Consider the following 18,914-nt stretch of genomic DNA (forward strand, 5'->3'; position numbering starts at 1 on the left):
CAATATCCCCGAAGGGATATTGCTTGAGTGTGATGTTACATCAATTATTTTTTGTCGTCTTTGACTTCTTCGAATTCAGCATCAACCACATCATCTTTTGGTTGTGCGCCTGCATCTTGAGCCCCAGCTGCACCAGCTTCACCGGCTGCTTGTTGCTGAGCGTAGGCTTTTTCAGCAATTTTGCCTGCAGCTTCTGTCAACGCTTCAGTTTTCTTCTCGATGGCTTCAAGGTTGTCACCTTTCACCGCTTCTTGAAGTTCTTTAATCGCTGATTCAACCGCAGCGCGTTCGCTTGATTCCACTTGTTCGCCTAAATCTTTCAAAGATTTTTCAGACATGTGGATCATTTGTTCTGCTGTATTGCGTGCTGCCACCAATTCTTGGAACTTCTTATCTTCTTCTGCGTGCATTTCTGCATCTTTGATCATTTTATCAATGTCATCTTGAGATAAACCAGAATCTGATTTAATCACGATGGATTGCTCTTTATTCGTCGCTTTATCTTTCGCAGATACGTTGATCACGCCGTTCGCATCGATGTCAAATGTCACTTCGATTTGTGGCACGCCACGTGGTGCAGGTGGAATGTCTGACAACTCAAATTGACCTAATGTTTTGTTTTGAGACGCTTGAGGGCGTTCACCTTGCAATACATGAATCGTAACAGCAGGTTGATTATCCGTTGCTGTTGAGAACACTTGGCTTGCTTTCGTTGGGATCGTCGTATTTTTATCGATGAGTTTAGTCATCACGCCGCCCATGGTTTCAATCCCTAAAGATAATGGTGTCACGTCTAATAACAACACATCTTTAACATGACCGCCTAATACGCCGCCTTGAACAGCTGCACCCGAAGCCACAGCTTCATCAGGGTTCACGTCTTTACGAGGATCTTTGCCAAAGAATTCTTTCACTTTCTCTTGCACTTTAGGCATGCGCGTTTGACCGCCCACCAAAATCACTTCGTCGATTTGAGAAACTGTTAAGCCTGCATCTTTCAATGCAACTTTACAAGGTTCTAATGTGCGATCAATCAAATCTTCTACCAAAGATTCTAATTTTGCACGCGTCAACTTGATGTTCAAGTGTTTAGGACCTGTGCTGTCTGCCGTGATGTATGGCAAGTTCACTTCCGTTTGTTGCGCTGAAGACAATTCGATTTTTGCTTTCTCGCCCGCTTCTTTTAAGCGTTGTAACGCTAAAGGATCGTTGCGTAAATCAATGCCGCTCTCTTTTTCGAATTCTTTGACTAAGTAATCGATCACAGCTGCGTCAAAGTCTTCACCACCTAAGAATGTGTCACCATTTGTGGCAAGTACTTCAAATTGTTTTTCACCATCAACATCTGCAATTTCAATGATGGATAAGTCAAATGTACCACCACCTAAATCGTATACAGCCACTTTAGCATCTTGTTTAGAGCCTTTATCCATGCCGTAAGCAAGGGCAGCTGCTGTTGGTTCGTTGATGATGCGTTTAACATCTAAACCTGCAATGCGACCTGCGTCGATTGTGGCTTGACGTTGTGAGTCATTGAAGTATGCAGGCACTGTAATGACAGCTTCTGTTACTTTTTCGCCTAAGAAATCTTCTGCCGTTTGTTTCATTTTCATCAATACACGAGCAGACACTTCAGGTGGCGCTAATTTTTTGCCATCTAATACGCTCACCCATGCATCGCCATTGTCAGCTTTGATGATGGAGTAAGGCACTAAACCGATGTCTTTTTGAACTTCAGGGTCACTGAATTGACGACCAATTAAGCGCTTGATGGCGAATAATGTATTTTTTGGATTCGTCACAGACTGGCGTTTTGCAGGCTGACCCACTAAGATTTCACCGCTTTCAGTATAAGCGATGATGGAAGGCGTGGTGCGATCGCCTTCAGCATTTTCAATCACGCGTACTTTATCGCCATCCATTACAGCGACACAAGAGTTGGTGGTCCCTAAGTCAATACCAATAATTTTACTCATAATGATTTGCTCCTAAAAAAGATTGCTTAAATTCAGTTTTAATCTCTAACGGCTATAAAGATGGGGCGCACTTTTGGGATTTCAAGAGAAAATATGAAAATTATTTAAATCTGTTCAATTACAACGGCGGACGGGCGCCAAACACCGCGCTGCCGACGCGAATCAAGGTTGCCCCTTCTAATATGGCCCATTCTAAATCATGGCTCATGCCCATAGATAACTCTGTTGCTAAGGGCGGTAACAAACCCTTGAGCAAAGCCTCATCACGCAGGGATCGCAATAAACGATAACCGTCGCGCACTGCCATTTCATCATCGGCATTGAGGCCTATGGTCATTAAGCCACGAATCTTCAAAGATGGCAAATTTGTGAAGGTTTCTAAAAATTCAAAAAGATGATGCGGATCAATCCCTTGTTTGCTCTCTTCTTTTGAGACATTCACTTGAATGAAAATCTCGCGGGTTGTGGCATGTTTGATGCATTCATCATGCAGCTTTTCTGCCAAAGATGGGCGATCTACAGATTGAATGCACTGCACATACGGGAAAATGGCTTTGACTTTATTGGTTTGCAAATGGCCAATGAAGTGCTGCTCATACGGCATGATGGTAATGGGCGCCGGGTGAATCAATGGGAATTTATCTGTCACTTCTTGGGCGCGATTTTCCCCAATTAAGCCATAGCCTAAATCAATGGCGGCTTGAATGGTTTCAAGGGGTTGTGTTTTGGTGGCAAGGAGCAGTTTGATCTCTTTAGGATCACGCTGTGCTGCTTGGCAAGCCGCCTCAATGCGCGCGGTAATCGTCTTTAAATGGTTGGCTAAGGTCATGTCACTATCCGATTTTTTTCGGGTCAATGTCTAAGGATTTAAGCTTGCGATAGAGGTTGGTGCGCTCCATGCCAACTTTTTCAGCAAGTTTGGCAATATTGCCTTCACATGATTTAAATTGCGCGAGTAAATAGGCTTTTTCAAACTGCTCACGGGCTTCACGAAGCGGTAAATCAAGCGGTAATAAGTCTTCAGGGATCACATGGGTTTGGCTCTTTTTCGTGAGGATTTGATTGACCTCATCTAGGGAAACCTCCTCATTTTTACCAAGCACCAATAATTGCTGCACCACAGATTTGAGCTCTTGCACATTGCCGTGCCAAGTGTGATTGCGAAGGCGATTTTGCACCGCAATTGGGAAATGACGATATTGCAAATGCTCTTCATCCACAAAATGATGAATGTAAAAGGCAATTAAATCGGGCACATCTTCAGGATGAGCAGAGAGGGCAGGAATCTCTAACGGTAAGACATTGAGCTTGTAGTACAGCGCTTCATTGAACTCTTTTTCATCCACTAAAACGGATAGATCATCACGAGAAATGGCAATGAAACGCACATTTTTAGGCAGCAAGTTCTTACCATTGACGCGAAAGTAATCGGTGTTTGATAAAATGTCCGCAAGTTTCTTTTGTGCCTCTAAACTGAGCTGAGTGACATTGTCTAAAATGACAGAGCCGCCGCTGGCTTGCTCTAAAATGCCTTGTGTGACATGGCTGCCCATCTCTTTGCCAAGCAAGGTTTCTTCGATGTTCTCTTCAGACAATTGCCCTAAATTGACGGTGATTAAAGGCTGCTGCGCTCTGTCTGACAACGAATGAATGTAATGGGCAAACAGATGCTTGCCTGCGCCAATGTCGCCTTCTAGGAGCACCGTGCGATTGCCAGATTCAGCAATCTGTTTCGCTTGATTGCGAAGCGCCGTCATGATTGAGCTTTTGCCCACAGGTTCAAACACAGGCTGTGGGTTAAAGTTTTGTGGCTTTGCTGATGGCTGCGTGGTTTGCTCCTTTAAAGCGCGTTTGACCACCGCCACCAATTTTGCCAATGTTAAGGGCTTTTCAAGAAAATCAAATGCGCCAAGCTTTGTGGCTTCAATGGCATGTTCAAGGGTGCCATGTCCGCTCATCATCACGACAGAAAAGGGCAAGGTTTGATAGCTCTGTTTCCACTCATTGAGAAGGGAAATGCCATCAATGTCAGGCATCCAAATGTCTAGGAGTACCAAATCAGGCTTGCTCTGATCGATGGCATCGCGCGCTTCTTGACCATTACACGCCGTGCGCACGGAAAATCCTTCATCTTCCAAAATGTCTTTAATGAGGTCGTTGATGTCTTCTTCATCATCGACCACTAAAATTTGTGTATCTTTAAGATCGCTCATGATTATTCACTCTCTTTTTTTGTTACTTTTTTCGCTGCCGTTTTTTTAGGCGCGGCTTTTTTTGCCGGTGCCTTTTTTGCGGCCGCTTTTTTAGGTTTCTCTTTGCCGTCTGCGTCATCTGCTTTTTTCGTAGACTTTTTCGCAGGGGCTTTTTTAGTTGTTGCTTTTTTCGGGGCAGCTTTTTTGACTGCCTTTTTCTTTGTGCGTTTAGCAGGGGCTTTTGCGAGCAATTCTTGACACTCTTCTAACGTTAAAGCGGCAGGATTTTCGCAATCTTTCGGGATGCGGGCATTTTTCTCGCCATCTGTCACATAAGGTCCCCAGCGGCCATTTAAGATTTGAATGTTATGCTCTTCAAAGGCTTTGATGAATTTTGCCGCTTCTGCTGCTTTGTGGGCCGCCACAAGTTCTAAGGCGCGGGGCAATTCAATGGTGTAAGGATCATCTTCTTTTAAAGAGACAAACTTCTGACCATATTGAATGTAAGGGCCAAAGCGACCAATGTTAGCGCGCACCGCTTCGCCTTCTTCTGTCGTGCCAAGGCTTCTTGGCAAGGTGAAAAGGGCAAGGGCTTCCTCTAATGTGATGGTGTTGATGCGCTGCTCTTTACGAAGCGAGGCAAATTTTGGCTTCTCTTCATCATCTTTATCGCCAATTTGTGCAAAGGGACCAAAGCGTCCGATGCGCACAGAGACAGGTTTACCAGATTTGGGGTCAATGCCAAGTTCACGGGCTTGAGCCACATCCGCGCGTGATACAGATTCATCTTTGGTGACACATAGCTCATGAAACGGTGTCCAGAACTCTTTCATCACAGGAATCCATGCCAATTGTCCATTGGCGATCTCATCAAGCTCGCCTTCCATTTTGGCCGTGAAGTCATAATCCACATATTGTGTGAAATGCTCCGTTAAAAAGCGCGAGACAATCCGCCCAACATCCGTTGGGAAAAAGCGGCGTTGATCCACGGTGACATATTCACGATTTTGCAATGTGGAGATGATGGCAGAATAGGTGGATGGGCGGCCAATGTCATGTTCTTCTAACGCTTTAACGAGCGAGGCTTCAGAGAAGCGTGGTGGTGGCTCGGTAAAGTGTTGGGTGGCGATCACTTCATCAATGTGAACGGCATCGCCCACATTTAAAGCAGGCAATAATTTCTCATCATCTTCCTCTTTTTTATCATCAAAACTTTCGGTGTAAACGATGATGAAGCCAGGGAATAAGATGGTGGAACCATTGGCACGAAATGTGTGCAATTTTGCTTGCCCTAGATCCACAGCCACCGTATCTAAAATGGCAGAGGACATTTGGGAAGCCACCGTGCGCTTCCAGATCAATTCATATAAACGGAATTGATCTGAGGTTAAGTATTGCTTAATGTCATCAGGATGACGGAATGCAGAGGTTGGGCGAATGGCTTCATGCGCCTCTTGTGCATTTTTGGATTTGGTTTTATAAACGCGCGGCGTTTCAGGCAGATAATCATCGCCATAGCGTGTTTTAACGAGGGCTGCGATCTCTTCGACGGCCTCTTTGGCAAGGGACACGGAGTCTGTACGCATATACGTGATCAAACCGATGGTTTCTGTGCCAATGTTGATCCCTTCATACAACGATTGGGCAGTGCGCATCGTGCGTGTTGTGGCAAAGCCAAGTTTACGCGCAGCTTCCTGTTGCATGGTTGATGTTGTAAAAGGCGCGGTGGGATTTCTGCGGCGCTGCTTCTTCTCGATGTTATAAACAGGCAGCATTTGACCAAAAGTCTGGATCAAGGCATTTTTAGCGGCCATTGCACTCGGTTCATTGGTGAATGAAAATTGCTCCACTTTTTGCCCATCAAATTCAGTTAAGCGACCTTTAAAAGCCACATCATTGTGTTTTAATTGTGACTCAATGGTCCAATACTCTTCAGGTTTAAAGGCTTCAATGGCATCTTCGCGCTCACAAATCATGCGAAGGGCAGGCGTTTGTACACGCCCTGCCGACAATCCCGGGCTGATTTTTTTCCAAAGAAGTGGCGATAAATTAAAGCCCACTAAATAGTCAAGGGCACGGCGGGCTTGCTGTGCATTGACCATGTCCATCGAGATGTCTCGCGGATGGGTGATCGCTTCTTCAATCGCGGATTTGGTGATTTCATGAAACACCACGCGCGCCACCGATTTATCTTTGAGGAGATTTTTCTCATCTAAATACTCTTTAATGTGCCAAGAGATGGCTTCACCTTCGCGATCCGGATCCGTCGCTAACAATAACGCATCAGCATCTTTTAAGGCTTTGACAATTTCATTGATGTGCTTTTGATTGCGCTCGACAATTTCATACTTCATGGCGAAATCATGATCGGGATCAACCGCACCGGTTTTAGGCACCAAATCACGGATGTGCCCAAAAGAGGCAAGCACTTTATAGTCTTTGCCTAAGTATTTATTGATCGTTTTGGCCTTTGCGGGGGATTCCACAATAACAAGAGTTTTACTCATGAATGTTAAAATTTCCTACAGTTGTCTGAATATGTTAAAAGGTTAAAGCTTAGTAGTTATTTAGAATTTTGTCATAAAGCTTTACGAAGTTTTACTAAAAATGTGGAGATAATACACTTTCATGTACTTAATGAAAACTAAATAATAAGCTACAATGTTGGCTCTAATCTTTCAAGTCATAGGATAAAAGATCATATGCGTCGTCGCGAAGAGAAACAAAAGAGATCATTTGGATGGTTGTACATCGTCATCATCGTTGTCTTCATTGGTTGGGTGATGATGGATGATTATGGTGCTGGTTTATTTGAAAATGAATCCATTGAGATCCCGATGCCATGATGAATAAACCAGGAGCAACTGGGCTAACACGCATTCGTCATGCGTGCGGTTACTCCGTTAAAGGTTTACGGGCAGCTTTTTTAAGTGAAGCGGCCTTTCGACAAGAAGTGTATGCATTGCCCATTGTGCTCGGTTTGGCCATTTGGCTTGCAAACACTGGCATTGAGTTTGCGCTCCTCTTTGGGAGTTTTGGCTTAATTTTAGTGGCAGAGCTTATCAATTCTGCCCTTGAAGCTGTGGTGGATCGCATTGGTCCTGAGCATCATCCGCTCTCTGGGCAGGCGAAGGATATAGGATCGGCCATTGTGATGGTGGCCATGATCTTGATGGCTGTGACATGGGTTGCAGTATTGGTATTTCGCTAATTGAATCAGAAATAGAAGGTAAAAGTGTTAGTACTTGGAATTGAAAGTTCGTGCGATGAAACGGGCGTTGCGCTGTATGACAGCGAAAACGGTTTGGTGGCACATCAAATTTATTCACAAATTGCGTTGCATGCGCTCTATGGTGGCGTGGTGCCGGAATTGGCATCGCGTGATCACATCCGTAAGTTGCCTTTATTGGTGAATGCTGCCCTTGAAGAGGCTGGCAAAGATTATAAAGACATCGATGGCATTGCCTTTACAGAAGGCCCGGGGCTCATTGGTGCATTGATGGTGGGCGCGTTGTATGCCCAAGGTTTAGGCTATGCGTTGAATAAGCCGCTCGTGGGTGTCAATCACATGGAAGCCCATTTGCAAGCGGTGCATTTAGAAGAGGATAAGCCGGAGTATCCATTTTTAACGCTATTGGTATCGGGCGGCCATTCGCAATTGGTTTTAGTTGAAGCATTTGGCGAGTATCAAATTTTGGGTGATACGTTAGATGATGCCGTGGGTGAAGCATTTGATAAAACAGCAAAACTCATGGATTTACCGTATCCTGGTGGCGCTAAATTGGCTAAATTGGCAGAAGCGGGGGATGAAAAAGCGTACGCATTCCCACGCCCAATGTTAGACAGCGGCGATTTGCGTTTCAGTTTCAGTGGTTTAAAAACCAAAGTGGCGATGACCATTAAAGATGCCACCGAAGCTGATTACCCGAACATCGCTGCGAGTTTTCAGCGCGCAGTCATTGATACATTGACGGCAAAGGCTAAAAAAGCTGTATTGCAAACTGGCGTTAAATCCATTGTGATTGCCGGCGGCGTGGCTGCGAATCAATTGTTGCGTCAAGAGTTGGCGCGCGTAATGGATCCGCTGGGTGTGCGTGTTTTTTATCCGCGTCCACTCTTTTGTACGGATAATGGTGCCATGGTGGCATACGTTGGCCATGAGCGCTTGGTGCGCAATCAAGGTGCCGTCAATTATGAGGTCAAACTCAAAGCCCGTTGGCCACTCTCTGATTTATCGCAAAAGGTGGATCAACACGATGCCTAGCATGAATTGGCAACATCTACTCACGAAAGATCGTTTAGGCGTTGCCCGTTCACAGGAAGCTGCGCAGTGGTATCGCTCGGCGTTTCAAAAAGATTATGACCGCTTGATTTTCTCCGCGGCATTTCGTCGCTTGCAGGATAAAACACAAGTTTTTCCGCTAGCGCAAACCGATTATGTGCGCACGCGTTTAACACACAGTTTAGAAGTAAGCAGCGTCGCGCGCAGTATTGGCACATTAGTGGGGCAGCATTTGGCGGACAATGATCGCTTAGGTGATCTGTCGGCCACCGATGTGGGCACCATATTATCTGCCGCAGCACTAGCCCATGACATCGGCAATCCGCCGTTTGGGCATGCGGGAGAAGATGGGATTGGGCAGTTCTTTGCAGATTCAGAGATTGGCATGCGCGCCTTAGCAGAGATGACGAAAGCCGAGCAAAATGATCTCCTCTATTTTGAGGGCAATGCGCAAGCCTTTCGCCTACTGACAAAATTACAAAATGTGGACAATGATGGCGGCATGCAGCTCTCATTGGCGACGTTGGCAAGCTTCATTAAGTATCCGTGTGGCAGCTTAGAGCGCAAAACTCTTGATCACATTGCACTCAAAAAATTCAATTACTTTCAAGCGGAAAAGGATCTGTTTAGCAGCATCATGTCCCGTTTAGAGATTTTGCCACTCTTATATAATAAGAGTGGGGAAGCGATTGCGTGGGCGCGCCATCCGTTGGTCTATTTATTAGAAGCGGCAGATGATCTGTGTTATTCGCTCGTGGACATTGAGGATGCGTATCGTTTATCCCTCATGAGTAGTGGGGAAGTGATCGGTTTTTATGAGTCGATCATCGCGCCATATGGCGGTTTTCCAAATAAGGTTAAACGCATCACGCGCGATAAAGATAAAATCGAATACCTTCGTGCCTTTGCCATGGGGTTGCTGATTGATGAAGTGGTCAAAGCCTTCATTGAGCATGAAACAGAGATTCTTAATGGACAATTGACGGTGGATTTATTGAGCCTCATTCCATCGGCAAATGTATTGGCAAACATTAAAACCTATGCCTATGATCATATTTATGTCTCCCAACCTGTCTTAGAAGTGGGCATCGCTGGCCATGAAATAATTGAAGGTTTATTAAAAGCCTTTGTCGGTGCAGTCAATCAAGAATATTATGCGCGTTCCACTTCAAAATCTCGTATGTTGATGAGTTTCTTGCCCGATCAGTTTTTAGGGGCAAATCGCAAGCTCGATGCGGATCCATATTTACGGATTTTAAAAATTACCGATTTCATTTCAGGAATGACTGATCGTTATGCAGTCCACGTTTATCAAATGATTACAGGGGTGCATTTAACTACCTAAAAAAAAATAATTCAGGTAGAATAGGGCGGTCTACAGCAGTAGTCTATTGATTTTTGTCAATGTTATTAACGCTGTATGACGTAAAATATGGCGCATTGCTATATCTTTGCAGTGTGTATAGTTAGTTAATACGTGACTTTTTATTTTATTTTCGGGGGAAGTATGGGAGAAACCGTAGATATTAGGGATACCCAATACAACTATGGTGTGATTCGTAAATTTGCGATCATGACATTAGTCTGGGGGGCAATCGGCATGCTCGCGGGCGTTTGGGCTGCTTTAGAGTTGGCTTGGCCTGTGTTGAACTTTGACCAAGCATGGTTGAGTTTTGGTCGTTTGCGTCCTGTGCATACCAACATGGTGATTTTTGGTATGGGTGGTTCCGCTTTGATTGGTACCTCTTTCTATGTTGTACAACGTACATGTCAGGTGCGTTTAGCATACGGTAAACTTGCAGAATTCGTATTCTGGGGTTGGACTGTCGGCGTATTTTTAATCATGATCAGCTACCCATTAGGCTTTACACAAGGTAAAGAGTATGCTGAATTCGAATGGCCAATTGACTGGGCTGTTGCCATTGTTTGGGTGTGTTATTTCTGGGTATTCTTCAATACTTTATTGCGCCGTAAACAAGAGCACATCTATGTTGCGAACTGGTTCTACTTAGCGTTCATTTTAGCCACTGCTTTATTGCACATCTTCAATAACATCGCCATTCCAGTATTTGATGGTTTCACCATTAAATCATATAACGTATTCGCCGGTGTTCAAGATGCTATGGTTCAATGGTGGTATGGTCATAACGCGGTTGGTTTCTTCTTAACAGTTGCGTTCTTAGGTATGATGTACTACTTCGTACCAAAAGAAGTGAACCGTCCAGTTTACTCTTATCGCTTATCCATCATCCACTTCTGGGCATTGTCATTCCTTTATATGTGGGCGGGTGCGCACCATTTACACTGGACGTCATTACCTGACTGGGTGTCTTCATTGGCAGCAACATTCTCCATCATCTTATTGTTACCTTCTTGGGGCGGTATGATCAACGGTATCATGACATTGTCTGGTGCTTGGGATCAGGTTCGTACAAACCCAATCGTACGTTTCTTCATCGTTGCATTATCTTTCTACGGTATGAGTACGTTTGAAGGTCCATTGATGAGCTTGAAGTCTGTGAATGCATTGTCTCACTACACTGACTGGACGGTTGGTCACGTTCACTCAGGTGCGTTAGGTTGGGTTGCAATGATCACGTTTGGTTCTTTATACCACATGATTCCACGCGTATTTGGTGGCAGATTGTACAGCGAAAAATTGGTGTTTGCGCACTTCTGGTTAGCAACCATCGGTATCGTATTGTACGTAGCAGCTTTATGGGTTGCAGGTATCGGCCAAGGTATGATGTTACGTGGTTTCGATCCTAACTACGGTACATTGACATACAAATTTATCGAAACTGTTCAATTCATGCATGTACCTTACATCTTGCGTGCATTAGGTGGTTCTATGTTCTTATTAGGTGCTGTCATCATGATCTATAACTTCTATATGACAATCAAACAAGGCACTAGAGCGCAAGCAGATAAACACGCAGCGATTCCTGCGGCTGTTGCTCATGCTTAATAGAGGGAGAGATAAATTATGATTAGACATGAACAAATTGAAAAGAACTCCGGTTTATTGTTGGTGTTGACACTCGTCATCATCAGCATCGGTGGTTTGATTGAAATTGTGCCTTTGTTCTTCATCAATGACACCATTGAAGTTGTGAAAAAAGAAGTGACAGAGCGCACGGTCGATCCAAATACAGGTAAGCGCGTACGTGTGAAGCGTGAAGTGGATGCCATTCGTCCATACACGCCGCTTGAAATGTTAGGTCGCAATATCTATGTGAGAGAAGGTTGTTATACGTGTCACTCACAACAGATCCGTCCAATGCAAGATGAATACTTGCGTTACGGTTACTACTCATTAGCAGCTGAATCTCAGTTTGACCATCCATTCCAATGGGGTTCTAAACGTACAGGTCCAGACTTAGCGCGTGTTGGTGGTAAATTCAGTAACCGTTGGCATGTAGAACACTTGACAGATCCAAGAAGCGTTGAGCCAAAATCCATCATGCCAAGCTATCCTTGGTTGAGCAAAAACAAACTTTACTATAAAGATGTTGAAGCTCACATGAAAGCCTTACGCATCACAGGTGTGCCTTACTCTAAAACAGAGGAAGAGTACAATGCGAACGTAGAGCGTTTTGGTGAAAGCGTTGCGAAACTTCTTGTGATTGAGAATGCAACTGCAAACTTGGAAGACCAAGCGAAAACAGGCATGTTCGACACATCTAGTGACTATATCTCAGAAATGGATGCCTTGGTCGCATATTTACAAGTATTAGGTACGATGTATCAGTTTAAAGATGATGATGGTATCGAATACAGTAAATTCCGTTAATTATTAAGCGTTGGAGACATAAATAAATGATTGAGTTTTTTTCATGGTTCACGGATATGAGCAACAGTAAAACCGTTGCGGCGGTGATCTTTTTCACCGTATTTGTTGGAATAATTATTTATGTCTTCACTAATAAAGACCGCAAGGCTCGCTATGATGGCTATCGTATGATTCCTCTATTAGATGATGAGGATTTAGGCCAAGTCAATTCAGCCCGTGCTGAGGAGAAAAGGGCGCAAACTGATGCGTCTCATAGCGGACAAAATCATGTAAGTAATGATCATAAAGCTTGATGATTACTTTATTTTGAGGATTGATTTATGAGTGAAAATATCAATAAAAAACAAGAAGTAGAAACCACGGGGCACGTATGGGATGAGAACCTTCAAGAGTTCAACAACCCATTGCCAAGATGGTGGTTATTAGCCTTTTATGGCACAGTCATTTTTGCCTTGATTTACTGGGTGTTATATCCAACTTGGCCGTTACCAAACAGCTGGACAAAAGGGATTAAAACCGTAGAAGTTAAGGTTGATGGTAAAGAAGAGAAGTTACATTGGAACACCCGTACATTGTTAGCAGAACAATTACAATCTTCAACAGAAGCTAAAAACCGTGCAGATTACTACGGTAAATTGGCAGCGCTTGGTAAAATTGATGACATCGAAGCGACTGAAAATGAAGGTTTAAAAGAGTTCGCATTGCAAACAGGTGCGGTGTTGTTCGGTGATAACTGTGCAACCTGTCACGGTGCGGGCGGTGAAGGTAAATTTGGTATTTATCCAAACTTAACGGACGATGCGTGGTTGTGGGGCGGTCATTACTCGCAAATCGAGCAAACCATCACTTTAGGTCGTACAGGTAACATGACGCCAGCTAAATTGACCGGTTTATCTGAAGATGAAATCAATGATGTTGCAAAATACGCATTGACATTGTCAGGTAACTACACTGCGGATGAAGCCACTGAGCGCGGTAAAGCGATCTTTGAAGGTAAAGGTACTTGCTTTACGTGTCACGGTGCGGATGGTAAAGGTTTGCCAACCATGGGTTCTGCAAACTTAACCGATCAAATCTGGGAATTGGTGCCTGTATTTGAAGCAAAAAATGATGAAGAAAAAGTGGCCATGATGGCACACCGCATCACCATTGGTGTGACACCACAAGATGATCGTGTGATGCCAACTTGGAAAGAACGTTTAACGAAAGAACAAATCAGAGCGCTTGCGATCTATGTTCATGAATTAGGCGGCGGTCAATAACTTTTTTGGCGTGTCAAAAAAAATTGATTAATGTAAAGGACTCTTCGAAATGTTGAGTCCTTTATTTTTATTCACCCCGAAAGAGTAGTACAATAGGGGCGGGAGTATAGAGAGTAATTCGTTAGATTTGTAAGAGGGAGGGCGTTGTGTCAGATCAACAACCAGATTCGCTTTATCAAAAGCGCATTCCAATATTTACACGAGATGTTAAGGGGACTTTTCGCCGTTTTAAATCCGCGGTTTTATACTTCGGTTTAGCGGTGTTTTATTTATTGCCATGGTTGCCTTGGCCACGCGCTGCGGGCGTACCAAATCAAGCCGTTTTGTTTGACATTGCTCAAAGACGATTTTACGTTTTAGGATTAGATGTGGACATTCAAAACATCATGTGGCTTGCTGGCGTGTTGATGATTTTTGCATTCTTGCTATTTTTCATCACCAATATTGCAGGGCGCGTGTTCTGTGGTTATTTCTGTTTCCAAACCATTTGGACAGACTTTTTCATGAAGATCGAAACTTGGATTCAAGGCGGTCGTAACAAGCGCAGCAAGTTGTATGAAATGCCTTGGAACGGTGAAAAACTGATCAAAGTGGGCGGAACGTGGCTGGTGTGGTTGTTAGTCGCCATTTGGACAGGTTTTACCTTCACCGCTTACTGGGTACCATCTTCAGAATTACTGAAGGAAGTGATCACAGGGGATGCGCCATTTGCCGCATATGGTGCCATTTTATTCATCACCACCACAACCTTTGTGATGGCTGGCTTTGCCCGTGAACAAGTGTGTTCTTACATGTGTCCGTATGCCCGTTTCCAAGGCGTAATGTTTGATAAAGACACATTGGTGGTGGCCTATGATGAAAAACGTGGTGAAGGAGCGAAAGGCCGTGCAAAACCTACAAAAGAGCTGCGTGATTTAGAAACACGTCATGAAGCCGGTCACGGGGATTGCGTAGATTGTGATCTATGTGTGCAAGTGTGTCCTGTAGGGATTGATATTCGTGAAGGTTTAAACTATAAGTGTATCACGTGTGGCTTGTGTATTGATGCGTGTAATACCATGATGACCAAAACGGGCTATCCAACGGGATTGATTCGCTATGACTCACTCAATGGTTTAGAAGGCAAGAAAACGCACTTCTTTAAACCCCGTAACATCGGTTATGGTTTGGTGATTTTAGTGGTCATTGGCGTATTGATTTGGAGCATGGTCACCAGTGCACAGATGTCTTTCTTGCTTGAAAAAACAAGAACACCTGCCTACACCGTGATGAGTAACGGCTTGATTCAAAACCGTTATATGTTAAAACTCAACAACCTCACCATGACACCAAAAATGGTGGAAGTGAAGTTAGTGGACGCTAAAGATTTAGATTTAGTGGTCTCTGAGAACAACGAAACCATCGCCGCGGGTGACCGTAAAAACTGGCGAGTATTGGTGCATCAAACCGTAAAAGGCGCGCCAAGCCAGCCGATTGATGTGGAAATTTTGGTCAAAGATGATCAGGGTAAGGTGATTGAAACTCATCATCTGAACTCTAAATTTGTGACCAAGTAAACCGGCAACAACCGTGAAAAATAGAGCGTAAGCTCTATTTTTCATGTGAGATAACTTTGAAGGAGAATAGTAGAAATGAATGACGTTTTAACCGTAATGATGACCGGGATCGTCAGTGTTTTAGTGGTGACGTTACTGTTGCATCATGTGTTGCGTTTTACACGGTTACAAGCTTCTGTGATCTCAGGGTTATTGAGCATTGCCGTATTGGTGCCTTATTTAATTATGAATTGGACGGGTGGCGATGTGGCTGCCCTCTATTTCTCATGTAACATATTAACGAGTTATGCTTACTATTTAGTGGGCAAAAAAACGAATGCTTTAAAAGGCAAAGATGGCAAACGCACCCATTGGGTGCCGATTACTGTGTTTGGCTTTTTTGTGGTGCTCACCATTTTAGATGGTGCATTTGTCTTTATGGCAGAATCAGGTTTACGTGTGCAATATGTGGATCAAGATGGCGGCGTGAAAAGCGTCAATACGCGCTTTCCTGGTGAAGTTCCGAATGCTTATCATAAAAAAGAGGCATATTTTAATGCCCATAAAGCTAAAATGCGTGAACAAGCCGAACGTGGCTGGAAAGTGCGCTATCAATTTGAACACAATCCCCCGCGCATGAATGAAGAGAACATCATGAGCTTTTTAGTGGTGGATCGCGAAGGCGTACCGATTGAGCATGCAGAAGTGTCCATCAATTTAAAACGTTTAGCAGAGCAAGAACTCAATCGCATTGTGCCATTTACAGAAGTGGGTCAGGGCATCTATGAAGCGCCAATGACGTTTGAACGCTTAGGGCGTTGGGACTTTGAAGTGCACATTAAAAAAGGCGACGAAGTCTATCAAGACGTGAACGATAACCTCATTGAAGTGATTCCACCTGCTAAAAAGACGACTTAATCTATGTCCACACAATGTTTCCACTGTACGCAGCCGATTCATGGTGATGCCCCTTTTTATGTCACCATCAAGGATCAACCGCAGCCGATGTGTTGCTCAGGCTGTAAAGCCGTTTGTGAGATGATCCGTGATTCAGGATTATTGCATTACTATGAATTTCGTACAGAGGCTGCATTGCGCCCAGATTCCATTGGTGATTTGGTGCCAAAGGAGCTGCGTGATGAGCTCAGTTTTTATGATCATCCTGAGATTGCTAAGCAATTTGTCTCTTCGCAAACACAAGGGGATGAAAATCTTTCGCGCTTAAGTCTCATCATTGACAACATTGTGTGTGCAGCATGTGTGTGGCTCATTGAGCATCAGATTAAGCAATTGCCGGGCGTGCGTAAGTTTGACATTAACTATTCAACGCACCGCGCATATTTAGAATTCAATCCCGATCAAGTGCAGCTCTCAAAGGTCTTGTTGGCCATTTATAATTTAGGCTATGAAGCAACGCCGTATGATGAGCAAACGCAACAGAAAAAACTTAAAGCAGAACGCCAAACTTTATTGTTAGAGTTTGGTGTTGCCGCCATTTTCTCCATGCAAGTGATGATGTTCTCTTTTGGCCTTTATTTTGGTCACTATGATGGCATCAGTGATGGCTCTCGCCTCATTTTGCGCTGGGCAAGTTTCATTATGGCAATTCCATGCGTGACGTATTCAAGTTGGACGTTTTATAAATCTGCCTATTATGATTTGAAAAATAAGCGGCTGACCATGAATGTGAACATCTCGCTGGCCATCATTTTAGGGACGCTGGCGAGCATTTGGAACACAATATTTAACGTCGGCGAAATCTATTTTGAATCGGTCACCATGTTTGGCTTTTTATTGTTAGGCGCGCGCTTAATTGAGATGAATGCTCGCCACAAAGCCTTAATGATGACGGATCACGTGTTAAAATTAAAGCCGCACATTGCCGAGCGCATGCTCAGTAATGGACAAAGTGAACTGATTGCTGTCAATCAAATCAACATTGGCGATGTATTGCGTGTTAAACCCGGTGAATCAATCCCAACCGATGGCATTTTATTGCAAGAAACTGCATGGGTGGATGAGTCGTTATTAACGGGTGAAAGTTTACCTGTCGAAAAGCAGCGCCATGATGAAGTGATTGGCGGGGCGATCAATCAAGAGCAATCCCTTTTAATGAAGGTGACAAAAGTGGGTGGCGATACCGTTTTCTCACAAATGACCTTGATGATCGAGCGTGCAATGAGCGAGAAGCCAAAGTTTGTCAAACTCGCTGACCTTGTCTCGACCTGGTTTGTGCTCATTTTGATTGCTGCCTGTATTGGTACATATGTAGCGTGGCTCTTTGTGGATGATGCGCGCGCCTTTGAAGTGATGCTCTCTGTTTTGGTGGTTTCTTGCCCGTGTGCATTGGCGCTTGCCACGCCTTCTGCCATCAGCACAGGAAATCAAGTGATGATTGAAAAGGGATTGATTGGCACGCGCTCCGGCACGATTGAAGCTTTGTCCCAAGTGACGGACATTGTGTTTGATAAAACAGGCACCCTCACAGAAGGCAATTTGACCTTGGTGAAAACGCAGTTATTAACCGATCGCTTTTCAGAAGATCAACTGATGTTGATTGCCCGTTCATTAGAGGCCAGTTCGAATCACCCGATCGCTTCTGCCTTTAAAAAAGGGCATCGTGATGATGTGCTTTTGACCGTGACAGATGTGGATAACATCGTGGGCAAAGGGTTAGAAGGTTACATTGATGGCGTCAATTATCGCATTGGGCGCGTCGATTGGTTCAATGCCAGCCGTGATTATGATTTGGATGATGGCATTTGGATTGCACTTGGCAGCAATGAAGAGCTTTTAGCGCTCTATTGCTTAAAAGATGAATTAAAATCTGACAGCATCGCTGTGATTGAATCCTTAAAAGCAGCCGGTTATACGTTGCACATTTTAAGTGGCGATCGCACAGAAACGGTGCAGCACATGAATCAGCGTTTAGGGATTGATCATGCCCTTGGGGATCAAACGCCAGAGGATAAATTGGCGTATGTGACAGCATTGCAGCAATCTGGAAAAATTGTGGCGATGCTTGGCGATGGGATCAATGATGCGCCTGTTTTAGCGCAAGCGGATGTTTCGATTGCCATTGGTCAAGGGGCACTTTTAACCCAAGCCACGGCAGATATGATCTTGATGCATTCCACAGAATTGACGCCGCTCCTTGATGGCATAAAAGTTGCAAAACGCACTCATAAAATAATTATTCAAAATCTCGCGTGGGCTTTACTATATAATATTCTGCTATTACCTGCCGCGATGATGGGCTTTATTCTGCCTTGGATGGCAGCACTTGGGATGAGCTTAAGTTCACTGCTCGTCATCGGCAACACATTAAGAATCAGAGAAGGAGACAAAGAGTGAAAATTCTGTACTTTCTTCTGCCGCTATCATTCTTGTTATTGGTGGCCGTAGCGATTGGATTTATTTGGGCGGTGCGCTCTAAACAGTTTGATGATTTAGAAGGGCCTGCCCATCGCATTTTATTTGATGAAGATGATGATTATTATCGAATAGGTGTGGACAAAGAAGAGAAGACTTTAGAAGAGAAGGATGAAAAGAAATGAGTCAATTGAAAGCCTCTGATATCAAGAGAATTGCGACGTTGGCACAGATTGCCGTCAGTGACGATGAATTGCCGATGTTAGAAGAGAAGTTACAAAATACATTAGCGATCCTCAATCAGTTGCAAAGTGTGGATACCACGAATATCGAACCGATGAGTGACCCATTTGATCGTACACAACCTTTTAGAGACGATGTGGTGACGGAAACGAATCACCGTGATGAGTATCAAGTGGTGGCGCCAGCCGTTGAAAAAGGCTTGTATCTCGTTCCGAAAGTGATCGAATAACCCATTTATCCATCGAAAGAATTTAGGCAT

General features: G+C 44.1%; 17 protein-coding genes. 13 read left to right on the forward strand and 4 right to left on the reverse strand.

What is annotated here, in order from left to right:
- Positions 1–44 precede the first annotated feature (44 nt).
- The 4 genes from dnaK to B9T10_RS06700 all read right to left on the reverse strand — a co-directional run bounded on the left by dnaK (position 45) and on the right by B9T10_RS06700 (position 6,675).
- Entirely contained in the window at positions 45–1,976 is a 1,932-nt protein-coding gene (dnaK, locus tag B9T10_RS06685; RefSeq protein ID WP_063455598.1) for a molecular chaperone DnaK, read from the reverse strand.
- A 118-nt stretch (positions 1,977–2,094) separates the two neighbouring features.
- Complete coding sequence (locus B9T10_RS06690) at positions 2,095–2,805, reverse strand: YggS family pyridoxal phosphate-dependent enzyme (RefSeq protein ID WP_094538124.1); 711 nt, start codon at positions 2,803–2,805, stop codon at positions 2,095–2,097.
- Positions 2,806–2,809: 4 nt separating this feature from the next.
- Entirely contained in the window at positions 2,810–4,189 is a 1,380-nt protein-coding gene (locus B9T10_RS06695) for a sigma-54-dependent transcriptional regulator (RefSeq protein ID WP_008315791.1), read from the reverse strand.
- Positions 4,190–4,191: 2 nt separating this feature from the next.
- Positions 4,192–6,675, reverse strand: coding sequence for a DNA topoisomerase I (locus B9T10_RS06700; protein ID WP_094538125.1), 2,484 nt, complete (start codon positions 6,673–6,675; stop codon positions 4,192–4,194).
- A gap of 195 nt (positions 6,676–6,870) precedes the next feature.
- On the opposite strand from B9T10_RS06700, the gene B9T10_RS10200 reads away from it, so the two are divergent.
- The 13 genes from B9T10_RS10200 (at position 6,871) to gatC (ending at position 18,884) form a co-directional block, all read left to right on the forward strand.
- The gene (locus B9T10_RS10200) at positions 6,871–7,014 is read left to right on the forward strand and encodes a hypothetical protein (RefSeq protein WP_008315786.1); all 144 of its coding nucleotides are present in this window, start codon (positions 6,871–6,873) and stop codon (positions 7,012–7,014) included.
- On the forward strand, positions 7,011–7,379 hold the full coding sequence (locus B9T10_RS06705) for a diacylglycerol kinase (protein ID WP_094538126.1): 369 nt from the start codon (positions 7,011–7,013) through the stop codon (positions 7,377–7,379). Before B9T10_RS10200 ends, B9T10_RS06705 begins: the two co-directional genes overlap by 4 nt.
- Positions 7,380–7,403: 24 nt before the next feature.
- The gene (gene tsaD, locus B9T10_RS06710) at positions 7,404–8,432 is read left to right on the forward strand and encodes a tRNA (adenosine(37)-N6)-threonylcarbamoyltransferase complex transferase subunit TsaD (RefSeq protein ID WP_094491603.1); all 1,029 of its coding nucleotides are present in this window, start codon (positions 7,404–7,406) and stop codon (positions 8,430–8,432) included.
- A complete protein-coding gene (locus B9T10_RS06715; RefSeq protein WP_094538127.1) occupies positions 8,425–9,795 on the forward strand; it encodes a deoxyguanosinetriphosphate triphosphohydrolase in 1,371 nt (456 codons plus the stop codon). Before tsaD ends, B9T10_RS06715 begins: the two co-directional genes overlap by 8 nt.
- Positions 9,796–9,957: 162 nt before the next feature.
- A complete protein-coding gene (gene ccoN, locus B9T10_RS06720; RefSeq protein WP_018122577.1) occupies positions 9,958–11,418 on the forward strand; it encodes a cytochrome-c oxidase, cbb3-type subunit I in 1,461 nt (486 codons plus the stop codon).
- Between the two features lie 21 nt (positions 11,419–11,439).
- Positions 11,440–12,243, forward strand: a complete 804-nt coding sequence (gene ccoO, locus B9T10_RS06725; protein ID WP_026165734.1) for a cytochrome-c oxidase, cbb3-type subunit II — start codon at positions 11,440–11,442, stop codon at positions 12,241–12,243.
- 26 nt (positions 12,244–12,269) lie between these two features.
- Positions 12,270–12,536: a cbb3-type cytochrome oxidase subunit 3 gene (locus B9T10_RS06730; protein ID WP_008315779.1), complete on the forward strand. Its 267-nt coding sequence runs from the start codon at positions 12,270–12,272 to the stop codon at positions 12,534–12,536.
- A gap of 27 nt (positions 12,537–12,563) precedes the next feature.
- Entirely contained in the window at positions 12,564–13,505 is a 942-nt protein-coding gene (ccoP, locus tag B9T10_RS06735; RefSeq protein WP_008315778.1) for a cytochrome-c oxidase, cbb3-type subunit III, read from the forward strand.
- Positions 13,506–13,651: 146 nt separating this feature from the next.
- Positions 13,652–15,061, forward strand: coding sequence for a cytochrome c oxidase accessory protein CcoG (ccoG, locus tag B9T10_RS06740; protein WP_063455603.1), 1,410 nt, complete (start codon positions 13,652–13,654; stop codon positions 15,059–15,061).
- Positions 15,062–15,136: 75 nt separating this feature from the next.
- A complete protein-coding gene (locus B9T10_RS06745) occupies positions 15,137–15,958 on the forward strand; it encodes a FixH family protein (protein WP_008315776.1) in 822 nt (273 codons plus the stop codon).
- Between the two features lie 3 nt (positions 15,959–15,961).
- A complete protein-coding gene (locus B9T10_RS06750; RefSeq protein WP_094488850.1) occupies positions 15,962–18,394 on the forward strand; it encodes a heavy metal translocating P-type ATPase in 2,433 nt (810 codons plus the stop codon).
- Positions 18,391–18,597, forward strand: a complete 207-nt coding sequence (gene ccoS, locus B9T10_RS06755) for a cbb3-type cytochrome oxidase assembly protein CcoS (RefSeq protein ID WP_008315774.1) — start codon at positions 18,391–18,393, stop codon at positions 18,595–18,597. Before B9T10_RS06750 ends, ccoS begins: the two co-directional genes overlap by 4 nt.
- On the forward strand, positions 18,594–18,884 hold the full coding sequence (gene gatC / locus B9T10_RS06760) for an Asp-tRNA(Asn)/Glu-tRNA(Gln) amidotransferase subunit GatC (protein WP_008315773.1): 291 nt from the start codon (positions 18,594–18,596) through the stop codon (positions 18,882–18,884). The genes ccoS and gatC overlap by 4 nt, the downstream gene beginning before the upstream one ends.
- The last annotated feature ends 30 nt before the right edge of the window (positions 18,885–18,914 follow it).

The organism is Wohlfahrtiimonas chitiniclastica (genome assembly GCF_002252325.1).
Lineage (GTDB): Bacteria > Pseudomonadota > Gammaproteobacteria > Cardiobacteriales > Wohlfahrtiimonadaceae > Wohlfahrtiimonas > Wohlfahrtiimonas chitiniclastica.

Excerpts from the sequence above, each read along its gene's own strand:
- dnaK (WP_063455598.1), bottom strand. The coding sequence starts at position 1,976 with ATGAGTAAAATTATTGGTATTGACTTAGGGACCACCAACTCTTGTGTC.
- B9T10_RS06690 (WP_094538124.1), bottom strand. The coding sequence starts at position 2,805 with ATGACCTTAGCCAACCATTTAAAGACGATTACCGCGCGCATTGAGGCG.
- B9T10_RS06695 (WP_008315791.1), bottom strand. The coding sequence starts at position 4,189 with ATGAGCGATCTTAAAGATACACAAATTTTAGTGGTCGATGATGAAGAA.
- B9T10_RS06700 (WP_094538125.1), bottom strand. The coding sequence starts at position 6,675 with ATGAGTAAAACTCTTGTTATTGTGGAATCCCCCGCAAAGGCCAAAACG.
- B9T10_RS10200 (WP_008315786.1), top strand. The coding sequence starts at position 6,871 with ATGCGTCGTCGCGAAGAGAAACAAAAGAGATCATTTGGATGGTTGTAC.
- B9T10_RS06705 (WP_094538126.1), top strand. The coding sequence starts at position 7,011 with ATGATGAATAAACCAGGAGCAACTGGGCTAACACGCATTCGTCATGCG.
- B9T10_RS06715 (WP_094538127.1), top strand. The coding sequence starts at position 8,425 with ATGCCTAGCATGAATTGGCAACATCTACTCACGAAAGATCGTTTAGGC.
- ccoN (WP_018122577.1), top strand. The coding sequence starts at position 9,958 with ATGGGAGAAACCGTAGATATTAGGGATACCCAATACAACTATGGTGTG.
- B9T10_RS06730 (WP_008315779.1), top strand. The coding sequence starts at position 12,270 with ATGATTGAGTTTTTTTCATGGTTCACGGATATGAGCAACAGTAAAACC.
- ccoP (WP_008315778.1), top strand. The coding sequence starts at position 12,564 with ATGAGTGAAAATATCAATAAAAAACAAGAAGTAGAAACCACGGGGCAC.
- B9T10_RS06745 (WP_008315776.1), top strand. The coding sequence starts at position 15,137 with ATGAATGACGTTTTAACCGTAATGATGACCGGGATCGTCAGTGTTTTA.
- B9T10_RS06750 (WP_094488850.1), top strand. The coding sequence starts at position 15,962 with ATGTCCACACAATGTTTCCACTGTACGCAGCCGATTCATGGTGATGCC.
- gatC (WP_008315773.1), top strand. The coding sequence starts at position 18,594 with ATGAGTCAATTGAAAGCCTCTGATATCAAGAGAATTGCGACGTTGGCA.